Below are 2333 nucleotides of genomic sequence, written 5' to 3'. Positions count from 1 at the left end.
ACAGCTGGCCACACCAACGACCAATAACAATCAAGCACATCAAGGGGTCAAAATTCAGACGACGCCAGGGGGTCCAGATTCAGCCGTCGTTGACAGCGTGGCGCTATGTGGAGGAGACGGTGATGCTGCTGTCGGCGCGCTCGCCCAAGCTGGGGCAGGCGCTGCGCAAAGCCGGCAAGGACGGGCTGCACTACCTGGTGCTGGACGGCACGCTGATTCGCACCGACCGGATCAAGGCCGACCGGCCGTACTACTCTGGCAAGCACCGTGTGCACGGGATGAACGTGCAGGCGAATCCGCTCGGAGACCCTACACCTCCGTGCCCTGGGACTCGCCGGACTCGCCGCCCCCGCCTGATCCATCGAGCCGGTACGGCCTGCGGCTATGGAGATAGCCCCCGATGAGGGTGGGACGAGTTCGCTCATCGGGGGCTGTGTCCGGCCTGGAGCTACGGGGGAAGAGCCCGGCCGGACGTTTCGGTGGCGGCTCCGCCGCTCCCCTCCATGAGAAGGCGGAGCCGCCCGGCTCTGACTGCCTGCGCGTTCAGCCAGAGCCGCGTCCGCCGGCCGATCCTGAGACCGGTTCGGGGGCGGACGGATCAGGGGAACAAGGGACGGCCCGGATGGCGCACCAGACGGTACGGCCAAGCCCACGGCCGTGCTCTCGGGTCCCCCAGTCCTGGGAGATCTCACGGACGATCAGCAGTCCACGACCGTCCCCCGCCTCCGACTCCTGCCGGATGTACGGCGCGGAGAACGCGGAACCGGGGTCACGCACCTCCACGTAGACCATCCCCTCCGTCGCGGTGACGGTGAGGCCGACGAAGTCGTACGGCCTGGCGGCGGAATGCCGGAGCGCGTTGGTCACGAGCTCGGAGGCCGCCAGCACGGCGTCGTCGACAGAAGGGTGATCGTCTCCGAGCCATCTGCGCACTTCGGAGCGGGCGTGCGCGACGGACTCGCGAATGCCCACCAGATGGATCGAGCCGATGACCCTCGGCTCCGCGCTCGCTGCTTTCATGGCTTCACTCACTCGAAGAAGTCGGCCTCGATCGGCCTTCCAACCATCCCAAGACTCGGCTACATTGAGTAGTCAATCGACTTCAACCGGTCATCAACGGTTTCCCTCGCTGTCTGTTGAAACCTTGGTGAAAGCCCCCTGGGAGGTCAGATGCCGAAGGAAAGCGATCTATACCCCTCGGATTCGCCAACTGCTCTTTTTGGTTTCGAGCTGCGGCGACACCGTAAGGCCCGAGGCTGGTCCCAGCTTCGACTCTCGAAGACGGTGCCCTACTCCGTAGGCACCATCAGCATGATCGAGACCGCACAACGGTCACCCTCGGAAGAGTTCGCCCGCTACTGCGACGAAGCGTTGGAAGCGGAGGGAGCACTGACGCGCCTCTGGCCGATGGTCAGTCGCACGGCGGCCCCCATGTGGTTCCGGCCGTGGCTCGACGTGGAGGCCACAGCAGAGGCGATCCGCGCCTGGGAGCCGTTGATGATCCCCGGCCTGTTTCAGACCGAGGACTACGCCAGAGCCATCCTGAGCGGCGAACCAGGCGTGGGGCCAGAACAGATCGAAGAGCAGGTCACCGCTCGAATGGAGCGCCAAAGCATCCTCCAGCGCACCAAGCCCCCGATGCTCTGGGTGGTCCTAGACGAAGGGATCCTCCATCGTCCGATCGGTAGCTCTGCCATGATGTTGGCGCAGCTCAGCCACCTTATCGAGCTCGTACAAGCGCCACGGATCACCATGCAGGTCCTCCCCCTCAACGCCTATTCCACCCCTGGACTTCTGGGGGGGTTCGCCATCGCGCGAACGCAGGGAATACCTGATACGGCCTACATCGAATCCGCCGGAATCTTGGGCCGGGTAACAGAGCGACCAGAAGACGTCAGCGCTCTAACATTCAGATATGAGGGGATTCGCGCCGACGCACTGTCGCAGCGCGAATCCATGAATATGATCAAGGAGGCAGCGCAACGATGGACGAGCTGACCCAGGAACTCAGCACGGCTACATGGCGTAAGTCCACCCGATCCGGAAGCGATGGGGGCAACTGCGTTGAGGTTGCCGAACTGTCCGGCGGACACCGAGGCGTCCGCGACAGCAAAAACCCCACCGGCCCAGCCCTCATCTTCACCCCCGGCGAATGGGACGCCTTCATCGGCGGTGTGAAGGACGGCGAGTTCGACTAATCAATAAGCCCTCAGGAAGGGAAGACTCCCAACTCATACGGGCTCTTCGAATTTGATCGGGGTTGAGGCTTGACCGCCGTCCTTGCCTGCGCGGGCTGGGGTGTGTTCGCCTCTTGAGGGAGCTCGCGGCTCCCG

Annotated in this window: 3 protein-coding genes and 1 pseudogene; 3 read left to right on the top strand and 1 reads right to left on the bottom strand. The window is 64.1% G+C overall.

Annotation, left to right across the window (positions count from 1 at the left end; genetic code table 11):
• Positions 1 to 92: 92 nt before the first annotated feature.
• Positions 93 to 305 (top strand): annotated as a pseudogene (locus AB0F17_RS66350) (IS5/IS1182 family transposase); the annotation flags it as partial.
• A 238-nt stretch (positions 306 to 543) separates the two neighbouring features.
• Here AB0F17_RS66350 and AB0F17_RS66345 read toward each other — a convergent pair.
• Positions 544 to 1020: an ATP-binding protein gene (locus AB0F17_RS66345; RefSeq protein WP_358047828.1), complete on the bottom strand. Its 477-nt coding sequence runs from the start codon at positions 1018 to 1020 to the stop codon at positions 544 to 546.
• A gap of 150 nt (positions 1021 to 1170) precedes the next feature.
• Between AB0F17_RS66345 and AB0F17_RS66340 the strand changes: the two genes are divergently transcribed.
• Both AB0F17_RS66340 and AB0F17_RS66335 read left to right on the top strand, forming a co-directional pair.
• Positions 1171 to 1998 carry a helix-turn-helix transcriptional regulator gene (locus AB0F17_RS66340; RefSeq protein WP_358047827.1) on the top strand — a complete coding sequence of 276 codons (828 nt, stop codon included), beginning with the start codon at positions 1171 to 1173 and terminating at the stop codon, positions 1996 to 1998.
• Complete coding sequence (locus tag AB0F17_RS66335; RefSeq protein ID WP_358047826.1) at positions 1986 to 2198, top strand: DUF397 domain-containing protein; 213 nt, start codon at positions 1986 to 1988, stop codon at positions 2196 to 2198. Before AB0F17_RS66340 ends, AB0F17_RS66335 begins: the two co-directional genes overlap by 13 nt.
• Positions 2199 to 2333: the final 135 nt, after the last annotated feature.

The sequence above is a fragment of the Nonomuraea sp. NPDC026600 genome (assembly GCF_040638335.1).
Lineage (GTDB): Bacteria > Actinomycetota > Actinomycetes > Streptosporangiales > Streptosporangiaceae > Nonomuraea.
The sequence above is the reverse complement of the archived record's forward strand: the minus strand, read 5'-3'. Positions and strand labels throughout refer to the sequence as shown.

Coding starts and splice junctions, on each gene's coding strand:
- AB0F17_RS66340 (WP_358047827.1), top strand. CDS start 1,171: ATGCCGAAGGAAAGCGATCTATACCCCTCGGATTCGCCAACTGCTCTT.
- AB0F17_RS66345 (WP_358047828.1), bottom strand. CDS start 1,020: ATGAAAGCAGCGAGCGCGGAGCCGAGGGTCATCGGCTCGATCCATCTG.
- AB0F17_RS66335 (WP_358047826.1), top strand. CDS start 1,986: ATGGACGAGCTGACCCAGGAACTCAGCACGGCTACATGGCGTAAGTCC.